Source organism: Sedimentitalea todarodis (assembly GCF_032595355.1).
Classification (GTDB): Bacteria; Pseudomonadota; Alphaproteobacteria; order Rhodobacterales; family Rhodobacteraceae; genus Sedimentitalea; species Sedimentitalea todarodis.
In genome coordinates this window covers 220,234-239,844 of record NZ_JASMWN010000001.1, presented here as the reverse complement: position 1 = coordinate 239,844, position 19,611 = coordinate 220,234, and the positions used below count along the sequence as shown (strand labels likewise).

The 19,611-nt window shown below is 61.6% G+C and carries 22 protein-coding genes; 4 read left to right on the top strand and 18 right to left on the bottom strand.

The window, feature by feature from the left end; translation table 11 throughout:
* Positions 1-18: 18 nt before the first annotated feature.
* The 10 genes from pal to ruvC form a co-directional block, all read right to left on the bottom strand.
* Positions 19-525 (bottom strand): peptidoglycan-associated lipoprotein Pal, encoded by a 507-nt coding sequence (gene pal / locus QO231_RS01155; RefSeq protein ID WP_316772283.1) that lies wholly within the window; start codon positions 523-525, stop codon positions 19-21.
* 78 nt (positions 526-603) lie between these two features.
* Complete coding sequence (tolB, locus tag QO231_RS01150) at positions 604-1,923, bottom strand: Tol-Pal system beta propeller repeat protein TolB (RefSeq protein WP_316772280.1); 1,320 nt, start codon at positions 1,921-1,923, stop codon at positions 604-606.
* Complete coding sequence (locus QO231_RS01145) at positions 1,920-2,936, bottom strand: energy transducer TonB (protein WP_316772276.1); 1,017 nt, start codon at positions 2,934-2,936, stop codon at positions 1,920-1,922. The genes tolB and QO231_RS01145 overlap by 4 nt, the downstream gene beginning before the upstream one ends.
* Before the next feature lie 12 nt (positions 2,937-2,948).
* Positions 2,949-3,419: a protein TolR gene (gene tolR, locus QO231_RS01140; protein ID WP_316772272.1), complete on the bottom strand. Its 471-nt coding sequence runs from the start codon at positions 3,417-3,419 to the stop codon at positions 2,949-2,951.
* 3 nt (positions 3,420-3,422) lie between these two features.
* Entirely contained in the window at positions 3,423-4,118 is a 696-nt protein-coding gene (tolQ, locus tag QO231_RS01135; protein ID WP_316772270.1) for a protein TolQ, read from the bottom strand.
* Positions 4,119-4,222: 104 nt separating this feature from the next.
* Positions 4,223-4,609 carry a tol-pal system-associated acyl-CoA thioesterase gene (gene ybgC / locus QO231_RS01130; protein ID WP_316772266.1) on the bottom strand — a complete coding sequence of 129 codons (387 nt, stop codon included), beginning with the start codon at positions 4,607-4,609 and terminating at the stop codon, positions 4,223-4,225.
* Positions 4,606-5,229 (bottom strand): hypothetical protein, encoded by a 624-nt coding sequence (locus QO231_RS01125; RefSeq protein WP_316772264.1) that lies wholly within the window; start codon positions 5,227-5,229, stop codon positions 4,606-4,608. The genes ybgC and QO231_RS01125 overlap by 4 nt, the downstream gene beginning before the upstream one ends.
* A 50-nt stretch (positions 5,230-5,279) precedes the next feature.
* Positions 5,280-6,299: a Holliday junction branch migration DNA helicase RuvB gene (ruvB, locus tag QO231_RS01120; RefSeq protein WP_316772260.1), complete on the bottom strand. Its 1,020-nt coding sequence runs from the start codon at positions 6,297-6,299 to the stop codon at positions 5,280-5,282.
* Between the two features lie 41 nt (positions 6,300-6,340).
* Entirely contained in the window at positions 6,341-7,009 is a 669-nt protein-coding gene (gene ruvA / locus QO231_RS01115) for a Holliday junction branch migration protein RuvA (protein ID WP_316772258.1), read from the bottom strand.
* Entirely contained in the window at positions 7,006-7,503 is a 498-nt protein-coding gene (gene ruvC / locus QO231_RS01110; protein WP_316772255.1) for a crossover junction endodeoxyribonuclease RuvC, read from the bottom strand. The genes ruvA and ruvC overlap by 4 nt, the downstream gene beginning before the upstream one ends.
* Positions 7,504-7,850: 347 nt before the next feature.
* On the opposite strand from ruvC, the gene QO231_RS01105 reads away from it, so the two are divergent.
* Entirely contained in the window at positions 7,851-8,069 is a 219-nt protein-coding gene (locus tag QO231_RS01105) for a DUF1127 domain-containing protein (protein ID WP_316772252.1), read from the top strand.
* Positions 8,070-8,149: 80 nt separating this feature from the next.
* On the opposite strand, the gene QO231_RS01100 is transcribed toward QO231_RS01105, so the two are convergent.
* The 5 genes from QO231_RS01100 to QO231_RS01080 all read right to left on the bottom strand — a co-directional run bounded on the left by QO231_RS01100 (position 8,150) and on the right by QO231_RS01080 (position 14,428).
* Positions 8,150-8,494, bottom strand: coding sequence for a hypothetical protein (locus tag QO231_RS01100; RefSeq protein ID WP_316772249.1), 345 nt, complete (start codon positions 8,492-8,494; stop codon positions 8,150-8,152).
* Between the two features lie 91 nt (positions 8,495-8,585).
* On the bottom strand, positions 8,586-9,458 hold the full coding sequence (locus tag QO231_RS01095) for a 50S ribosomal protein L11 methyltransferase (RefSeq protein ID WP_316772246.1): 873 nt from the start codon (positions 9,456-9,458) through the stop codon (positions 8,586-8,588).
* A complete protein-coding gene (locus QO231_RS01090) occupies positions 9,458-10,852 on the bottom strand; it encodes an MATE family efflux transporter (protein WP_316772243.1) in 1,395 nt (464 codons plus the stop codon). Before QO231_RS01090 ends, QO231_RS01095 begins: the two co-directional genes overlap by 1 nt.
* Before the next feature lie 9 nt (positions 10,853-10,861).
* The gene (locus tag QO231_RS01085) at positions 10,862-12,094 is read right to left on the bottom strand and encodes an MFS transporter (protein WP_316772240.1); all 1,233 of its coding nucleotides are present in this window, start codon (positions 12,092-12,094) and stop codon (positions 10,862-10,864) included.
* A gap of 138 nt (positions 12,095-12,232) precedes the next feature.
* A complete protein-coding gene (locus tag QO231_RS01080) occupies positions 12,233-14,428 on the bottom strand; it encodes a primosomal protein N' (protein ID WP_316772238.1) in 2,196 nt (731 codons plus the stop codon).
* A gap of 305 nt (positions 14,429-14,733) precedes the next feature.
* On the opposite strand from QO231_RS01080, the gene QO231_RS01075 reads away from it, so the two are divergent.
* From QO231_RS01075 to QO231_RS01065, 3 genes are all read left to right on the top strand, one after another.
* A complete protein-coding gene (locus QO231_RS01075) occupies positions 14,734-15,441 on the top strand; it encodes a DUF484 family protein (RefSeq protein ID WP_316772236.1) in 708 nt (235 codons plus the stop codon).
* Positions 15,438-16,358 (top strand): tyrosine recombinase XerC, encoded by a 921-nt coding sequence (locus QO231_RS01070; protein WP_316772234.1) that lies wholly within the window; start codon positions 15,438-15,440, stop codon positions 16,356-16,358. The genes QO231_RS01075 and QO231_RS01070 overlap by 4 nt, the downstream gene beginning before the upstream one ends.
* A gap of 76 nt (positions 16,359-16,434) precedes the next feature.
* Positions 16,435-17,145: a CDP-alcohol phosphatidyltransferase family protein gene (locus QO231_RS01065; RefSeq protein ID WP_316772232.1), complete on the top strand. Its 711-nt coding sequence runs from the start codon at positions 16,435-16,437 to the stop codon at positions 17,143-17,145.
* A gap of 9 nt (positions 17,146-17,154) precedes the next feature.
* Here the strand turns inward: QO231_RS01065 and QO231_RS01060 are convergent, their stop codons facing one another.
* From QO231_RS01060 to QO231_RS01050, 3 genes are all read right to left on the bottom strand, one after another.
* On the bottom strand, positions 17,155-18,567 hold the full coding sequence (locus tag QO231_RS01060; RefSeq protein ID WP_316772229.1) for an alpha/beta fold hydrolase: 1,413 nt from the start codon (positions 18,565-18,567) through the stop codon (positions 17,155-17,157).
* A gap of 30 nt (positions 18,568-18,597) precedes the next feature.
* The gene (locus QO231_RS01055; protein ID WP_316772226.1) at positions 18,598-19,062 is read right to left on the bottom strand and encodes a hypothetical protein; all 465 of its coding nucleotides are present in this window, start codon (positions 19,060-19,062) and stop codon (positions 18,598-18,600) included.
* An 84-nt stretch (positions 19,063-19,146) separates the two neighbouring features.
* Complete coding sequence (locus QO231_RS01050) at positions 19,147-19,599, bottom strand: methylated-DNA--[protein]-cysteine S-methyltransferase (protein ID WP_316772224.1); 453 nt, start codon at positions 19,597-19,599, stop codon at positions 19,147-19,149.
* Positions 19,600-19,611 lie beyond the last annotated feature (12 nt).

Below are 19,611 nucleotides of genomic sequence, written 5' to 3'. Positions count from 1 at the left end.
ATACGCACCTGCTCCGCCCTACCCGGTCAAGCCGCCCGCGAGCACGGTCACCGCGCGACGGTTTCGCGTATAGCAGCTTTCCTCGCTACAAATCTCGATCGGACGTTCCTTGCCATAGGTCACTGTCTTCAGACGGTTTCCGGCGACCCCGCGCGAGACAAGATACTCTCGTACAGCGTTTGCGCGCCGCGCTCCGAGGGCGAGGTTGTATTCACGGGTCCCCTTCTCGTCCGCATGGCCTTCGATGACTGCCGAGTAATCCGCGTTTGTGGTCAACCAGTTAGCTTGCGCATCCAGCGTCGCCTGCCCTTCGGGCGAGATGGTAGACTGATCCACGGCGAACAGCACTCGATCCCCGACCGCCTGCTGGAAAAATGCGACTGATGAAGGATCGGACGCGGATCCGGCACCACCGATTCCGCCACTGCCTGCGCCGCCCGCACCGCCGCCGAGTTGTGACGGATCGTTACACGCCGCCAACGCCAGCAGCACGCCGGCTGTCAGAAACTTTTTCAGAAAATTCATGCCCGATGCCTCACCATCTTATTTTGTTAACACTTTCTATCACAGCTCGATTCCGTTGTGAACGCGCGACAGCCTCGCCTAGTCCTGCAGCGGCGACCAGGATGGATCAGAACCGCCATCCGGTGTGCGCACGGGCCGCAGGTTTCGGCCGGAAATATCAACCGAGTACAGCGCTGATCGTCCCGCAGCGCCCTGTGTTTCGCGCGCGAACATGATCACACGACCGTTTGGTGCCCAGGTCGGCCCCTCATCCAGGAATGAGGCTGTCAGCAGACGTTCTTCGCTGCCGTCTACGCGCATAACACCGATGTGAAACCGGCCATTGTTCTGCTTGGTAAAGGCGATCAGGTCACCGCGCGGCGACCAGACCGGGGTGCCATAGCGGCCCTGACCGAAACTGATGCGGCGGGCTTCGCCCCCGTTCGCAGGCATGACATAGAGCTGCTGATTGCCTGACCGGTCGCTTTCGAACACGATCTGCGACCCATCCGGTGAAAAGCTGGGCGCGGTTTCGATCGACGGCGCATTGGTCAGCCGGGTGCGGCTTCCGCTTGCAAGATCAAGCGCATAGAGGTCTGTGTTGCCACCCTGCTCAAGTGAAAACACGACGGTGCGGCCATCCGGTGCGAAACGCGGTGCAAAGCTCATCGTGCCTTCGGATTGTTCAAGCACACGCTGCTGGACCAGCCCGACATCCAGAACATGGATATGCGGAAATCCGCTTTCATAGCTGGTGTAAAGCACCTGCTTGCCGTTCGGCGAAAACCGGGGGGCCAGAACGATCGACGAACTGTCGGTCAGATACTGAACATTGGCACCGTCATAATCCATGATTGCAAGCCGCTTGCGACGGTCGTCCTTTGGCCCCGTTTCCGAGACAAAGACCACGCGGCTGTCGAAATACCCGCCCTCGCCGGTGATCCGGCTGTAAACCTGATCCGCGACCTTGTGCGCCATGCGCCGCCAGCCTTCGGCCGAGCCGACAAATTGCAGCCCGCTTCCCAGTTCCGCACCGGAAAACACATCCCAGACCCGAAAGCGCACCGTCAACTTATCACCGTCAACCGCCACCGCTCCGGTGATGAGTGCCTGCGCATTGATCGCCTTCCAGTCGGCATATTGGATCGGTGCCGAAAAATCGCTGACCGTCCCGATATGCGCATCTGCAGTGATTTCCCGAAACAACCCGGTGCCGATCAGATCGGCGGCGACAACCTGTGTCAGCTGCGTCGCCTGGGCCGCAGCTGCGGGTGTATCGGGTACGAATACAGGGGCGGCAAACGGCAACGGTTCGATAACGCCTTCGGTAATCTCGATCCGCAACGGCCCGTCTTGCGCCATCACCGGTGCCGAATACAGTGCCGCACCAAGCAGGAGGCTGGCCAGAAATCTCTTCATTTGATCCGCATCCTTTCGGGATTGAATGTCATCTCAATATCACGCCATTGGGCATATTTGTCTGCCGGCAGTTCATAGCCAGTCTTCTGGCATCGCAGAATGGCACGGCGCGCCGCCTGAAACGCGGTCTGCACGGACTGTTCGTTGCCGCCCTCGGACCCGAGGAGCCGCACGCTGTTTCCGATCACCTTGCCGGATTGATCCAGCGACATCGCCACGGTCACGACAACCTGCGAAGACTTGCCACCAACATCGACGTTCCAACATTGTGACACCGCCACGCGCAGCGCATCCTTTTCACCGGCGGACAAGGGCGGACCAACCGGCGCATCAGGTTCTGTCGCGGGTCCGGCCAGCGCCGCTGCCACGGCTGCATCAACGGCGCTGGCGGTGGATGTGTCTGGCGCGGGTTCTGCTTCGGGCGCGGGCTCTGCAACGGGCGTCGGGGCCGGAGGCGTCGGGCGCGATCTCGGTGGACGCGGCGAACGCAGCGGCGCCAGACGCGCCGTTTCGACCGCTTCGGTCACGATCCGATCCGTGGCCTGTTCAGGGGCAGTGGCCTCCTGCGCCTCCTGCGGCGTCTCGGCCCCTTCGTCCGGCGTCACCTCGGCCTGCTCGATAACATCGGGTCTGGCGTCCTCGGGCGGTGTGACAACAGGCTCCGGCGCAACCCTGTCAATTTCCGGTGTGGCGGTCGGCTCTGGCACAACGGCATCATCCGGCTCCGCAGGTTCCGGGACCGGCTCAGGCTCGGCCTGCACCGGTTCGGGTTCCGGTCGCGCGATGGGTTTGGGTGTTTCGGCCAGAGGCTCCGGCGGCTCGGGTGCCGCCGGTTCGTCCGCAATCTGGGGCGGTTGGCGCGGCACCGACAGCGCTGCAAAGTCCTCGGATGAAATCACCGAGACCTCGTGCACTTCAAACGGCAAGGGTTCGCTGCGAAACGCGCCGCCAAAGATGGCGACCGCGATCAGTCCCAGATGGGCAATGCCCGAAATCTTGGTGCCGGTCTGCAATCCGCCACCTCACTACTTGTCGTCATCCAGCGTCGGACCACCGACATCGGTCACCAGACCGACGTTGGAAAACCCGCCCGCATTCAGCGCACCCATGACTTGCATCACGCTTTCATAGGGGATTGCCCCATCCGCCCGCAGAAAAACCCGGTCGGTCTGCCGCTCTGCCGCGATCGCCCGCAACTTGCCGACCAACTCGCTGCGCGGGGTCGGAGTGGTTTGAATCTGCACGTCGCCCGACGCCGTGATCGTGACTGTCAGCGGCTCTTCGGAATCGGTTGGCAGTGCATTTGCCGCAGTCTTCGGCAATTCGACGGGAACGCCAACGGTCAGCAGCGGAGCAGCAACCATGAAGATGATCAGGAGCACCAGCATCACATCCACAAATGGCGTGACGTTGATTTCCGACATTGGTCGCACCCGGCTGCGTCCGCGCCCTCTGCGGCGTCCGCCCCGCTCCGATGGTTGAACTGCCGCGCCCATGTCTCAGGTGTCCAACTGGCGTGACAGGATCGTTGCGAATTCGTCGGAAAACGCCTCGTACCCCGAAATGATACGTTCGCTGTCAGCGCTCAGCTTGTTGTAAAAGATCACGGCCGGGATCGCCGCCAAGAGGCCCAACCCGGTGGCCAGCAACGCCTCTGCAATTCCGGGCGCGACAACGGCAAGGTTGGTATTCTGCTGCTCGGCGATCTCGATAAAGGCATTCATGATGCCCATCACGGTTCCGAACAGACCCACAAACGGTGCCGTCGAGCCAACCGTGGCCAGGATCGGCAGCCCCTTTTGCAGAGCCTCGGCTTCCTTGTTGATCGCGACATCCATTGACCGGTCGATGCGGGACTGTGCGCCTGCGATCAGGCCCCCATCGCTGCGATGGCTGCGCCGCCACTCGATCATTCCCGCCGCGAAAACCTTCTCCGAACTGCCGTCCGGCTGTGCACCAATCTGATCGAACAATCCGTCCAGCGGCTCGCCCGACCAAAAGGCATGGTCAAAAATGCGCGCCTCGGCCCGCGCCGCCCGATAGGCGATCAATTTCTGGATGATAATCGCCCATGACCAGAATGAAGCTGCGATCAACAGCAGCATAACCAGTTTGACGGTAAAGGTTGCACGCGCGAATAGGCCCCACAGGGAGAAATCAATCTCCTGCGCCAGCGCAAGGGTTTCTGCTTCCATCTGCCTGCTCTTTGCTCGCGACCGTTCCCATGCGGCCTTTTTCTTGCGGCGATGCTATCCGAAATGAACGGGGATTGCCAACAGAACCGGCGTTCACAAATGCATCATCGCATCAATGCGCGAATCTCCGCTGGCAACCGCACCGGCTGACCCTTGGCATTCATGCACACCGCCGTCACCACGGCCGTAAAAATCGGCGTTTCCGCGCGCCTGACAACCTGCTCCATCACCAACCGGGCCGGTGTGATTTTGCGAACAGTCGTTTCCACCATCAAGTCGTCGTCGAACCGCGCCGTTGCCAGATACTCCGCCTCGATACGGCGCACCACCCAGACCAACCCACCGTCTCGCATGGCATTCTGGTCATTGCCCAGATCCCGGACCCACGCGCTGCGCGCCCGCTCGATATAGCGCAGATAATTGGCGTGATAGACAATTCCGCCCATGTCGGTGTCTTCATAGTAGACACGGATTGGAAACTGGTGGCTCATTCCTCTCGCTCCATTCGGGCGGCAAGACGCAAGGCATGCGCCCTGTCCTGTGCCGCGGGCGGCAGGACCGGATCATAGGCGGCACGAATCACACGCGCGATGTCAGGGTGCAGGATCGTCTTGTCTGCCGCCATCGCCAGCGGTGACCGCGCTCTGAACGCGCGCTCTGACCACAACAGCGCAACCTGCACAACCTGGCCTAGCGCCAGCGTTTCGGCTGGAAGCGCGGACAGAGCTTTATCCATGCGCAAGAATACAAACGCAGCCTTGATCGCTCCCGCATCATCGAACCGGAACTGCCGGTATTGATTTGCGTCAGCCTCCTGCAAGCGCGCCACCAGCGGCGCGATCTCGGGAATCAGCCGATCAAGGTCAGGCACCTCGAGCAATTCTGACCACGCCCGAAAAAAGAACACCATGCAATTGGTGCCCAGTTCCGGATCCGTCTCGGCCATCTCGTGGCGTGCAAGCGTGCAAACCGCTTCGAACGCGCCCTTGATCACCGGCAGGGTCTCATCCTCCACGCCGAAAATCACCGGCACAATCGGTCGCCCCCAACGCGCAAACCTGTATTCGCCCGCGCTTGTCACAAACAGCGCTTCGATCTCGTCTGGTGTCACGCCAGCTCCTTCATCCTTGTCCAAATACTCGCGCCGGAGGCGTCCCACCTTCAGGCAAACAGATCGCTCTGCCCCTTGGGCGGGGCCATGCCAAGATGATCCCACGCCTTATGCGCCAGCATCCGGCCGCGTGGAGTACGCTGAATCAACCCTTGCTGCAGCAGGAACGGTTCGATCACGTCTTCCAGTGAATCACGGCTTTCACTCAGGGCGGCAGACAGGGTCTCGATCCCTACCGGACCTCCGTGATAGTTCTCGGCAATCAACTGCAGATAGCGACGGTCGGCACCATCAAGTCCCAGGTGATCCACACCCAACCGGGTGAGTGCACCATCCGCCAACTCCCGCGTGATCGTCCCGTCGCCCTCGACCACCGCGAAATCTACCACCCGGCGCAACAGCCGCCCGGCGATCCGCGGTGTGCCCCGCGCCCGCCGTGCGATCTCGCGCGCGCCGTCGGTATCCGCCGGTGCGCCCAGCCTGCGGGCATTGCGGCTGACGATTTCATGCAACTCGTCCACGGTATAGAACTGCAACCGGGTCGGAATCCCGAACCGGTCCCGCAACGGCGTGGTCAGAAGCCCCATCCGCGTCGTTGCTCCAACCAGCGTAAAGGGCTGCAACTCTATGCGCACGGTGCGCGCGGCAGGGCCTTCGCCAATCACCAGGTCCAGCTCGAAATCCTCGAGCGCCGGATATAGAACCTCTTCAACTGCCGGGTTCAGGCGATGAATCTCGTCGATGAACAACACGTCCCGCGTTTCCAGATTGGTCAGGATCGCCGCCAGATCTCCGGCCTTGGCCAGCACCGGGCCGCTGGTCATGCGGAAACTGACGCCCAGTTCACGCGCCATGATCTGCGCCAATGTGGTCTTGCCCAACCCTGGCGGGCCGTGAAACAGCGTGTGATCCATCGCCTCGCCACGCCGACGCGCAGATTCGATGAAGATCTTGAGGTTGGCACGGGCCTCGGCCTGCCCGATGAACTCATCCAGCGCCTGTGGCCGCAAAGCCCGGTCATTGTCTTCGGGCAACGGATTTGGCCGGACTGTCGGGTCCGCGTCCATCATGTCTGTCCTCCGGGGCGACGCATGGGTTCAGTCATTCCGCCTTAGCCTTTTGGTGCCAGCAGTTTCAAGGCCGCCCGGATCAGGTCTGCCTCCCCCGCCTCGGGAGCGGCCCCCGCGGCCTCGGCAACGGCCCCCGCCGCATCCCCGGGCGAATACCCCAGGTTGGACAGCGCCGACAACGCATCCGCCTGCGCCGACATCACGCTCACAGGTGGCGCCGCTTGCGGAGCAACCGGCGCAGGATCCGCCTCGGCAACGGGGGCCGGGCCTTCTACGGCTTCGACCACGGTTCCTCCCATCGCCATGACGCCGGGGGCCTTGTCCTTGAGATCCAGAACCACCCGTTGCGCGGTCTTCTGACCGACACCCTTGGCCACTGTCACACTTTTCCAGTCGCCCATGGCAATCGCCCGGCCAACGCCATCCGCACCGAGCGCGCCGAGGATGGACAGCGATGCTTTCGCCCCGATCCCCTGTACGCTCATCAAAAGACGATGCCACTCTTTCTCGATCAGGCTGGGAAAGCCAAAGAGCTGCATCAGGTCTTCGCGCACCACGAGATCGGTAAACAGCGCCACGGTCGCGCCCGGCCCGGGCAGCGTCGCAAGCGTTCGCTCAGAGCAATACACGATGTATCCGACCCCCTGCACATCGATCAGGATGTGATCCGTGCTGCGATACTGCAGCCGCCCGCGCAAGTGACCGATCATGCCCGTACCTCTCGTTCCACGATCGCGGCCGCCGGACCGTAATAGGCATGGCAGATCGCAATCGCCAGTGCATCTGCCGCGTCCGGCCCCGCCGGCTCGCAACCGGGCAATTGCAGGCGAACCATGTGCAACACCTGTGCCTTGTCCGCATGTCCCACGCCGACAACCGTCTTCTTGACCCGGTTCGGGGCATATTCTCCGATTTCAAGTCCCGCTTGCGCCGGAACCAACATGGCAATCCCCCGTGCCTGTCCAAGCTTCAGCGTTCCGGCCCCGTCCTTATTGACAAAGGTCTGCTCGACCGCCGCAGTCTCGGGCGCGAAACGACGCACAACCTCGAACAACTGATCATAGAGCGACAACAGCCGTACCGACAGGGCCTGCCCTTCGGAGCGAATTTGTCCGTTTGCAACGTGACTCAGTCTCGACCCCTGCGAGTCGATGATTCCCCACCCAAGGGTTCGAAGCCCCGGATCAATGCCCAAAATCCGCATGCCCTGCCCGTTCCTGCCTGTGCGCCCGCGCCGACGCGCGGTCTTGTTGCTTTTTTGATGCACTAGCACGAAACGCGAACATGGTCCACGCGTTTTGCGTCGACGTGCAAAAACGACATCCGTGAATCCGCGTACGACCAGGCAGTAGATTACCGACATTCGACGATCCGAAAGCGACGCGAAAAAATGGCATATTTGTGTTCTTTTACAAAGATTTACACGGATAGGGACACATGCAGGAAACGCATAGGAACCATGCATTTTTGAGGCTTGCGCCCCCGAGAATCGCTTCATATTTGCGTTCGGACGAAACGAGCAATTGAACCATCAAATCAGAGGACAAGGATATGGCTGCTTTTGACACCAACCGCACCACCCACGGCTCATTCGGCCTGATCGGCCGTATCGGCTCTCTTATCGCATCCGCGAGCGACGCCCTCATCGCGTGGAATGACGCGCGCATGACCCGCAATGCACTGTCTGGTCTGAGCAACCGCGAGCTTGAGGATATTGGCCTTGTCCGTGGCGATATCGATTCCGTTGCGATGCGCACCGGCCGCCACTGATCGCTCACGACCACTCATTGCGACCACATAGCCGCGCCCCATCCGGGTCGCGGCTTTTTTCACACGTCGCAATCTCCGTTTCAGCGCAGATATGGCCGCAACTGAAGCGCAATGAAATCCGAGATCGGATCGAGTTGCATCACGACCGCGCCCGCATGTTCGATCAGATTGCCGTGGCGGAGTTCCAGAACACGCTGCTTGTAGGTCGCTTCGCCGACATTGACGATCAGAATGGCCTTGAACAGAAAAAGCGCGACGATCAGGATCACAACGGGCCTGATCGGCCCGCGGCTGCGCGCCGCAAGTGGTGCCGTCATGATGAGCCCGTCCGGGCGCATCACGCTCTCGCGTCCCCGCGCCATGGCCTTGTGTTTGTGGTCCAGACGGCGCAGGCGTTGATCAAATTGGGATTGGCTCTCGTTCACTGGAAGCTCCGATAGGCTGGCCCCCACCAACGCTAAAAACTAAGACTTCCCTTACAATACATCGGCAATCGGTCGGAATTTGCGACGAGTTTTAGGCGATTTTTTGAAGAATGAGCGTGGACCAGTCACCAATCTCTTCGTGCGAGACCAGATTGGTTCCGTTTTCAAGGTAAACGGCGATCACCTCGGCAGCCTGTTCGTTCAGTATCCCGGAGAGGATCGCAAACCCGCCGGGTCGCAGATGCGCCGCGATGTCCGGGGCCAGCGCCACCAGCGGACCTTTCAGGATATTGGCAAAGATCACGTCATAGGGCGCGCTTTCATGTAATGCCGGGTGATCAAATCCCGCCGCCTCGACACAGTCGACCCCGCCGTCGATCCCGTTTGCACGCAGGTTGGCCTTGGCCACATCGACGGCAACCTGATCAATATCGCTCGCCAGAATTTTTGCGTCCCAGACCCGCGCCGCCGCCATCGCCAGAACCGCAGTGCCGCAGCCGATGTCAGCCACGCTTTGGGCCTGTACACCGCGCGTGATCAATATCTCAAGCGCCCGCAGACAGCCCAGCGTCGTGCCATGGTGGCCCGTGCCAAAGGCCATCGCCGCCTCGATCAACAGGGGTTCGGCGTCATCCGGCACCTTGTCGGCATCGTGACTGCCATAGACAAAGAACCGCCCGGCCCGCACCGGGGCCAGTTCCCGGCGCACATGGGCAACCCAGTCGGTTTCGGGCAATTCGGACACGACAAAGGATTTGGCCCCGAACGCCACCGCCAAGAGGGCCAGAGCGGCCTCGTCCGGGGCATTCTCGAAATAGCCGCCGATTTCCCACAGGCCCGACCCGTCCTCGACCTCGAACACCCCGATCCCGGTGGGTTCGGGCGTCATCCGTTCCATCGCTTCGCCCAGGGCCTCGGCGTCTTTCTTGCCCATCAACGTGGTCAGCGCGGTAAAGGTTGGCATCATCGTCTCCTGAATCGGTCCGCATGCGCGTAGGGGCGCGGCGGCGCAAGGTCAAGCGGGGGCAGGTTGCGCCGATGCAGACCCACGACATAGCGCCAGCCCCAGATCGCGGCAATCAGACCAACCACCGCCCCCGCTGCCGCCTGCGCATAAATCACACCGTTCGCGCCAAACCACGCGGCAAAGAGCAGCGCCAGCGGCAGGGTCAGAACCCCGTCCCGCAGCCAGTTGGTCAGGGTTGAGCGCGTCGGTTTGCCAAGCGAATTGAAAGCCGAATTCGCCACGAACAGGGCCGAGCCCAACACGAAACCGCCTGCGCCGACGCTGGTAAAGGCAAGCACGACCTCGGTGCCTTGTGCGGTGAGTTCAAAGACTCCGGCAATGCTGCGTCCCAAAACTGCCAGCAGCGCCCAGGTCGCCATGGTATAGGCCAAACCGAACACCACTGCATCGCGATAGGTGGTCCGGACGCGGTCGTATTCGCAGGCTCCAAAGTTCTGGCCAAATATCCCGCCAATCGCACCGGCAAGCGAGAATATTCCGCCAAAGGCCACAACGGTCAGCCGCCCGACCACCGCCCAGCCCGCCATCGCATCGTCGCCGTAGGGGGCCATCACCGTTGTGGCCAGGAAGTTCCCGACCGGAGTCGCCAGTTGGGTCAGGATCGTCGGCACAGCAATCATGAGGTAGGGGCCGAGCGTCATCCTGATATCCGCCAGCGCAGGCCGCGCCATCAGATCATGGGTGCCGATGGCAAACCGCAACGCAAGCCCCAGCATCACAAAGCGAAACAAGGTGATCCCGATGGCCGCACCGTCCAATCCCATCCCCAGCCCGTAGATCAGGAACGGGTCCACCACCATCGCCACCGCTCCGGAAAGCAGCGTGACCATCATGGAGCGGCGTCCATCGCCCTCGGCGCGCAGCGCGCCATTGGCGATCATGCTGACCGCCATGATGCCGAGCGAGGGCAGAGAGATCGCCAGATACCGGGCGGCCAATGCGGCTGTCTCGCCAGTGGCACCGATCAAGGCGATGATATCATGCCGAAAGGCGATGATCAGCGCGGCGACCGCAAACTGCCACAACCCTGCAATCACTGCGGCGCTTGTCGCCTGCCTGCGCGCGGTGTCGCGATTGCCCGCGCCGATGCTGCGCGAAATCAGGGCGGTGGAGGCAATCATCAGGCCGATGCCTGACGAGACCGAAAAGAACTGGACAGCAAAGGCAAAGCCAACAGCGGCCAGCAGTTGCGGATCCCCCAGTTGAGCGATCCAGTAGAGGTTCGCCGCATCCACGATAAATACAAAGGTGATGCCCATGGCCCCGGCCATCGTCATACGCACCACATGGCCCATGGTTGATCCGGTCAGGAACCGACCCCTGCCCGCCAAACCCGTCGCCTATTCGGCGGGCGCAGGCAGGCCGCGCGCAAAGATGGTTTCATACCCCGGTTGAGGGTCGCGCGGGATCATCAAGGACAGCGACAGCGAAATCAGCGCCATGCCCGCAGCCAGCCCGAACACAGCCGCCGGAGATATGACCCAAAGCAGGCCCAGCACGACAGGCAGGAACACCGCCGCAATGTGATTAATGGTAAACGCCACCGCTGCGGTCGGGGCGATATCGCGCGGGTCCGCGATCTTCTGGAAATAGGTCTTGAGCGCCAGCGCGAGGCCGAACAGAATATGATCGACCACGTAGAGCGTTGCGGCCAATGCCACCCCCCAGCCGAACCAGTAGACGCCGCCATACATCGTGAAAATAGTCGCCAGACCGACATACTCCCAGATCAGCGTGCGGCGTTCGCCAAAGTGGCTGACTGCCTTGCCCAGAAACGGCGCGACCAGCATGTTGACGACAAGGTTGATCAGGTAGAGCCCGGTCAGTTCATGCACCTCGAACCCAAAGCGTTCAACCATCATGAACCCGGCAAAAACCATAAAGATTTGTCGCCGGGCACCGGACATGAACTGCAGCGCGTAGTAAAGCCAGTAACGGCGGCGCAGCACCATCTTCTTGATCTGGGGATGCGGCGCTTCGAATTGCGGATAGGCAATCATGCACAACACCGCCAGACCGAATGTCACACCGCCGGCAACCATGAAAACCAGGTTATAGGTCAGGCCAAGCGGCTCCCACATCAGCACGATCAGGATAAAGACAACCAGCGTCACAGCCGAACCGGCCCCCATGATCCAGCCCAGAATCTGTGGCGCGCGCTCCTTGGGCAGCCATTGCAGTTGCAACGATTGGTTCACCGTTTCGTAATAATGAAAGCCGATCGAACTGAGCAACGTCAGGAACAGCAGGCCGCCCAGACTGGGAAACCAAGCGGTAAACGCCGTGGCGACCCCCAGGAGGGCAAGCGAGATCAGCCCCAGAACCTGTTCGCGGACAAAGATGATGATCGCAATGACACCAACGGCGAGAAAGCCGGGAATCTCGCGCACCGTATGCAGCAAGCCGATATCCGCGCCGTCAAAACCAGCAACTTCAACGACAAAGTTGTTAAGCAACGCGTACCAGGTGTAAAACGCCACGGGCATCGTCATCGCCATCACAAACAGCAAGGTTGTGGGGCGTCGCCAGAGCGGCATGCTCCGCGCTTCTGAAATGGCTACGTAGCGGGTCATCTGTCGGGCATACGCCCGTTGAATGAAATTGGCGAGACAAAAGCGGCAACCGCACAAACGATCTGCATCTGCGCACCGCCGCCTGAACCACTCCATATGTGGTAGTTCCGGCAGCTGTCGCTGCACATTTGCAGGACTTCAATAAAAACTCTGCGGGTCGATATCCACGCTGAGGCGCAGATCGCCCTTCAGCCGCAGCGATCCGGTCCAGCGCGCCAGCGCCTCCTGCAGTGGCACGCCCTTGGCCGCCTTGACCAGCAACCGCACCCGATGCCGCCCCCGGATCCGTGCGATTGGTGCAGGGGCGGGGCCAAAGACCTGAGCGCCGATCTCGCGCAGCGGCGCGTCCGAACGCGCCAGCGCGTTGCCCAGATCAAAAACCTGCGCAACGTCTGTCCCGGACAGAATGATCCCGGCCATACGCCCGAATGGCGGCACGCCCGCCGCCTCGCGTTCTGCCGCTTCGGCCCGCCAGAATCCTTCCTCGTCGCCCGACAGGATCGCGCGGATCACGGGATGTTCGGGCTGAAAGGTCTGCAACAGCGCCGTGCCCGGTTTGTCCGCCCGCCCGGCCCGCCCGGCGACCTGCCGCATCAGTTGGAACGTCCGCTCTGCCGCGCGCAGATCCGACCCCTGCAAGCCAAGATCGGCGTCGATCACACCCACCAGCGTCAGCAGCGGGAAATTATGCCCCTTCGCAACCAGCTGCGTACCGATAATGATGTCGGCCTCGCCCTGGGCGATCTTTTCGATCCCTTCCTTCAACGCCCGCGCGCTGCTGAACAGATCGGAACTCAGCACCGCGATCCGTGCATCGGGGAACAATGCCGCCGCCTCTTCGCCCATCCGCTCGACACCCGGCCCCACCGGTGCCAGCTTGTCCTCGACCCCGCAGGAAGGGCAGGCCGTGGGAATAGGCGTGGTCTCGCCGCATTGGTGGCACATCAACCGCTTCAGGAACCGATGTTCGACCATCCGCGCGTCGCAGTGCGCACAGCCGATCTGCTGCCCGCAGGCCCGGCACAACGTGACCGGCGCGAACCCTCGCCGGTTGATGAACAACATCGCCTGTTCGCCCTTGGCAAGCCGGTCTTCGATGGCCGAGCGCAGCGTGGGAGAGACCCAGTGGCCCGCCTGCATCTGCTCTGCCCTCATGTCGATGGCGCGCATATCGGGCATCACCGCGTCACCGAAACGCGATGTCAATTCGACCATGTCGTATTTCCCGGCCTGCACATTCGTCCAGCTTTCAAGACTGGGAGTCGCACTGGCCAGAACCACCCGCGCACCGCAGATCGCGGCGCGCAGCACCGCCATGTCGCGGGCGTTGTAAAGAACGCCGTCCTCTTGTTTGTAAGAGGTGTCATGCTCTTCATCGACGATGATCAAACCCAGGTCCCGAAACGGCAGGAACAGAGCCGACCGGGCGCCCACGACAAGCTGCGCGTCGCCCTGTCCGACCATCTTCCAGATGCGCCGCCGCTCGGTCATCGTGACGCCGGAATGCCACTCGGCGGGGCGCGCGCCGAACCGTGCCTCGACGCGGGTCAGGAATTCTGCGGTGAGGGCGATTTCGGGCAAGAGCACCAGCGCCTGCCGCCCGCGTTTCAGCGTTTCGGCCACCGCTTCGAGATAAACTTCGGTCTTGCCGGACCCGGTGACGCCCTTGAGCAGCGTCGTGCCATAGTGTCCTTCGCCAATCACCGCGCCCAGATGCGCGGCGGCGGCGGCCTGATCCCCGGTCAACGCCTTGCCGCTGCGCGACGGGTCCAGCGGCGGCAATGGCAGGTCGCGGGGGCTGTCCTCTTCGCGCACGGCATCCAGCTTGACCAGCCCCTTGACGACAGACGGCGTTACCCCCGCCATTTCGGCCAGTTCCTTCAGTGTAAAGGACAGGCCGCCATAGTCCTTCAACGTGTCCAGAACCCGACGCCGCGCGTCGGTCATCCGCTCGGCCGTGCCCGAACCAAGACGATAGACCTTGCGCATCGATGGCGGGTCGCTCAGACCCGGCGCGCGGGTCGCCAGCCGCAACATCGCGGACATCGGGGTCAGCGTATAATCCGCCGCACGCCCCAGAAAGACCTGCATCTCTTCGCGCATCGGGGCAACGTCAAGCACCCGGATGACTGCGCGGATTCTGCTGCGATCATAATCGCCCTGCCCCGATCCCCAGACCACGCCCAGCACCTTGCGCGGCCCCAGCGGAACCTCGACAAACGCCCCGGCAAAGCACCCGCCTTCCGGGGCCTTGTAGTCCAGCAGCCGATCCAGCGGTTGCGTGGTCAGCACCGCAACCAGATCGCCCTGGTCGAAAAAGCTCTTGGTGGCCATCGGAGGCGGCAACAGATCGGACCTCTCTTGTAGTGGAGCGATACCCGGGGCGCGGGCAGCCCGCACCGGTCCCTATGAGGTAAAGCCAAGCCACGCCAAGGCCAACCCATCAAAGCGGGGACTTGAGGAATTTTCTGTGCAGACCTGGGCCTGACATCATCAGAAGCGCGACCTATGGCCTGACGCGGACCGAGGGCCAGAACTGTCGGGCCACAGTGAACAAGAATTTCCGTGCCACCGCTGCTTTTTCAGCACAACACACCCGCCATGCGTGCTATACGCAACAAAAAAACGACGAGGCACACATGAGCAGCAACCCCAAGCTGGAAGAAACCTTGCGCGATGCGATTATCGCCAAGCCCGATGCAATCCTGGATGATCAGGCCGTGATGCAGGCGCTGATTGCCGCTGACGACCGATCCAAGGGCGACAATATCATTGACCTGCGCGGTGTCGCGATGGAGCGGCTGGAAGCGCGGCTTGACCGGCTCGAAGACACCCATCGCAGTGTGATCGAAGCCGCCTATGAAAACCTGTCGAGCACCAACCAGGTGCATCGGGCCATTCTGCGGATGCTCGATGCAACCGAGTTCGAGGTATTTCTGCGCGATCTCGCCGGCCCGGTCGCCAGTATCCTGCGGGTCGAGGCGATCACGCTGGTCCTGGAGACGGCGCAGGGTGATCACGACACCGGCGGGCAGCACCTCAACGGCGCATTGACGTTGACCGAACCCGGATTTGTCGAAGACTATCTGGCGCGCGGGCGCAGGGGCGCTCCCCGTCAAGTCAGCCTGCGCGCGGTGCCCGAGACAGATCCCCGCGTCTATGGTGAAAAGTCCGACCGCATCCGGTCGGAGGCGTGCATGCGGCTTGATTTTGGCGAAGGCAAATTGCCGGGCCTTCTGGTCATGGGCTCTGCGGACCCCACCCATTTCGCGCCGCAACAGGCCACGGACATTCTGACGTTCTTCACCGGCGTATTTGAACGAACCATGCGCCGCTGGCTGTCATGACCCTGATCTCCCCTGCCTGCCGTGATGCTCTGCAAAACTGGCTGGACGGACAAAGGGCGTTGGCCGGGGCGTCGGAAAACACCATCATCGCCTACCGCGGTGATGTGGGCGAATTCCTGTCGTTCATGACCCTCCACCACGGCAATTCGCAGGGTCTGGGTGCGCTGGAACGCATCTCCATCTCCGACATGCGTGCATGGATGGCCCAAACGCGCGCGGGCGGAACGGGCGCGCGTTCGCTCGCGCGCAAGCTGTCGGCGGTCAAGAGCTTTTACCGGTGGCTTGCCGAGCGCGCCGGGTTCGAGCCGACAGCCGTGCTCGCCACCCGGTCGCCCAAGTTTCAAAAGAAATTGCCAAGACCACTGGCCGAAGACGCCGCGCGGGCGGTGCTGGATACGGTCGAAATGCAATCGACAAGCAACTGGGTTGGCGCACGCGACGTCGCTGTTGTGACGCTTCTCTACGGCTGCGGTCTGCGCATTTCCGAGGCACTTGGCCTCAAAGGGGCGGACAGCCCCCTGCCTGCCTCGCTTCGGATCATCGGCAAAGGTGGCAAGGAACGGATGGTGCCGGTTCTGGATGCAGCACGCGACGCGGTTGCCACCTATGTCAGACTATGCCCCTACCCGCTGGAAGCAGCGGCCCCGCTGTTTCGCGGCGTGCGGGGCGGCCCTCTTCATGCACGCCTGATACAGGGGGTCATGGCGCGCACGCGGATGCAGCTTGGCCTGCCCGCGACCGCCACGCCGCACGCCCTGCGACACAGCTTTGCCACGCATCTGCTGAGCGCGGGTGGCGATCTGCGCGCGATACAGGAACTGCTCGGCCACGCCTCGCTGTCCACGACGCAGGCCTATACTGCCGTCGATACCGCGCGCCTCATGGAGGTTTACGACCGCACCCACCCAAAGGCATGAAACCTCACCCGATGCACAACCCACGGGGGCAGGTTTTGCTTTGCATCCCATCGGCACATCCGGCACAAGCATCTCCATGAGTCCGAATGTCAGCGCCCTTCTTGTCCATTTGTTCACCGCAACCGGCGCGGTTTTTGCCATGCTTGCCATGCTCGCCGCGGCCCAAACCGAATGGAGTCTGATGTTCCTTTGGCTGGTGGTGGCCTTTTTCGTTGACGGTATCGATGGACCACTGGCGCGCCGATACCACGTCAAACACTATGCACCGGAATTTGACGGGGTGCTGCTCGACCTGATCATAGACTATCTGACCTACGTGTTCATCCCGGCCTTTGCCTTGTTTCAATCCGGGCTGATGGATGGCTGGACGGGCTGGGTGGCGATCATCGTCATTACCTTTACCAGCGCTCTGTATTTCGCCGACACGCGGATGAAAACAAAAGACAATTCTTTCTCCGGCTTTCCCGGTTGCTGGAACATGGTGGTGCTGGTCGTATTTGCACTGCAACCGAATTTCTGGGTGATCCTCGCACTTGTCACAGCCCTGGCCATCACCATGTTCACACCGCTCAAATTCGTGCATCCCGTGCGCACCGAACGCTGGCGGCCGGTGACGCTGCCGATGGCGCTGGCCTGGACCTTTTTTGCGGGCTGGGCTGCCTGGGTCGACTTTCACCCACAAAGCTGGGCGCATTGGGGGTTGATCGTTACTTCGGTCTACCTGCTGTTCGCCGGGATCGCGCAGCAGATCATACCCTTGCGCGACGACGGCGGGTCCAGCAGTTAGGCAATTCACTCAACCGTGTTGGTGAACAAAAGGTATCGCGTGTTCGAAAAACAGATCGAAGGCAGGGGTACCCTCGGTCAGCACGTGGTTGTTGCCGGGCAGTTCTATGAAACGAGCGCCGGGAATCGTACGCGCAATCAAGCGCCCTTCGTCAAGCGGCGCGCGCCGATCTCCCCGCACGTGGGCGACCAGAACCGGCAGATCAAGCTGACGGGCCAGCTCAACAAAATCGAACTGTGATATCAGGTCGTAGATTCGCAGAACATCCTCCTTGTCGGTTGCAAGCCGATGCATCTCATCAAAGGTCTCCTGGATGTCCGGGCCTGAGTCCGGCACGAACCCCGAGGTAAAGAACTGTCGGAAGGTCGGATTAGGCGATCCCCAACCGTCCTTGATCATGCGACGTCCGGTCTCGCTCAGCACTTCCTGTTCGCGGCTGTTTCGTCGCAGCGCACCGCGCAGATAGCCGCCGAGAAAGACAATCGCGCTGACCTTGTCGGGATGGGCAATTGCATAGTCCACCGCAAATCCGGCCCCCTGGCTCTTGGCAACCAGTACGAACTTGTGAAGCCCGGAGGCATCAACGACTGCTTCCATATCTTGCCGGATCGCGTCGCAGGAAACTTCAGACACCTTCCGGTCCGACAACCCGTTGCCCCGCTGGTCAAACCGCACAAAGGTCGTCGCTTGTGCGAACCTATCTATGAACGGGCCATATAGCGGGTTCTGCCATTCGTATTCGATATGGTTGATCCAGTGCGGCGCACGCAACACCGTCGGCCCGTTGCCGACCGAGGCCCAGGCGATCTGGGTGCCGTCCGCAGACGTACAGAAACGCACATGCTGCTGGTGTGACAAGGCGGGCGCCTCGGGAAGATCGGGCGGATCGGCGGTCCATTGCCAGACCCGGATAGGTCGGGTGATGTTCTTGACACGTTGACGACCGAGGTTCCGGAAGGGTTCGCCGATCCCGTCGGTGACCGTCTGGTGCACGATGTCCGAGATGCAGACTCCACCGGGTTCGGCCAGTTGCTCCAGCCGCGCCGCAACGTTCACCCCGTCGCCGAAAATGTCGCCATCATCCGGAATTACGTCACCGATATTGATGCCGATGCGATACTGGATTCGGCGGTCGGGCTTGCAATTCACCTCTCGCCGGATCATCCCGGACTGGATATCGATGGCGCATCTCACCGCGTCGCTGGCCGAAGCGAACTCGACAAGCATGCCATCGCCGCTGGTCTTGACCATACGGCCCCGGCGGGCCGCGATCTGCGGGTTTATCAACTCTGCCCGATGCCGCTTTTGCCGCGCAAGCAGGGCGGACTCTTCCAACTCCATCAGCCGGGCAAATCCAACCATGTCGGCGGCAAGAATGGCCGCAAGCCGCCTTTCCGGGTCAGAGTGCTGATTGCGTGTCATGTCATGGGCATATCACGAATGGGCCGTCGCCTAAATCACGTCATCCAGAACGATTTCGCGCCCGTTGAAGGTGAACCTGTCACCCTTTTTCAGCCCGTCCATCGCCTTGAAGATCGGGCTTTGTGTCGAAATGCCCATGTACGTCACCCCATCGCAATCAAACTTGACGGTCGACACCACGACCACGAAATGACGCCCGTTGAACGAGACCACCGCGCCCGGCTGCACCGTATCGGTCACTGAAAAATCGGTGTTCTCGATGGCTTCGATCTTGGAATGATGCGTGTGCACCGGATGGTCAAATGCCGCCGCCAGATCGGCGCTCTCGCGTGCCTCGGCGATATCATCCTTGTCATGTGCCTCGCGGTCGTCCAGCTGAGAGTCCCGCAGGTAGTTTTCGTAGTGCGCTATTGCTGCAGCCAGTTCGGTCTCTTCAAGCGACATAAGTTTGTCATGCACGGCCTGTTTGAGTGCTGCTCTCTTCTCAGATGTCATCGCCGGTCTTCTCCTTTTGACAGGTCTTCACGACAGACTGATCAGAACGCGTCTGACTTGCAATCGGAAAGCCGCATAGGCCCGTCAGATCAGCAATCCTGCCGCACCCTCGTGACGCAGCAAGGCAACCTTGGTTTCAACACCGCCTGCGCCCGAGAACCCACCCAGCCCCGACGCCGCGAGAACACGGTGGCAGGGGATGATGATCGGAATCGGGTTGCCGCCACAGGCCTGGCCGACCGCTTGGGGCGGGGCGTTCAGATCGCGGGCAATGTCGCCATAGGTCCGGGTGTGACCCACCGGGATCGCCCGCATCACATCACAGACTGCGTGCTGAAATGCGCTGCCTTCGACCTTCAGCGGCACGTCAAAATCGTTGGTGGGATCCTCGAAATAGGCCATCAGTTGCTGCGCCGCGCGGTCCAGCAGCGCTGTGTGATCTTGGCCGCTTCCGCCCCAAATCACCAGGGTGATCGCGCCGCCCATTTCGGTCAGCGTCACGTCGCCCGTCGGTGTTTGAACCGTCAGGCGACGCATTGCATGTTCTTG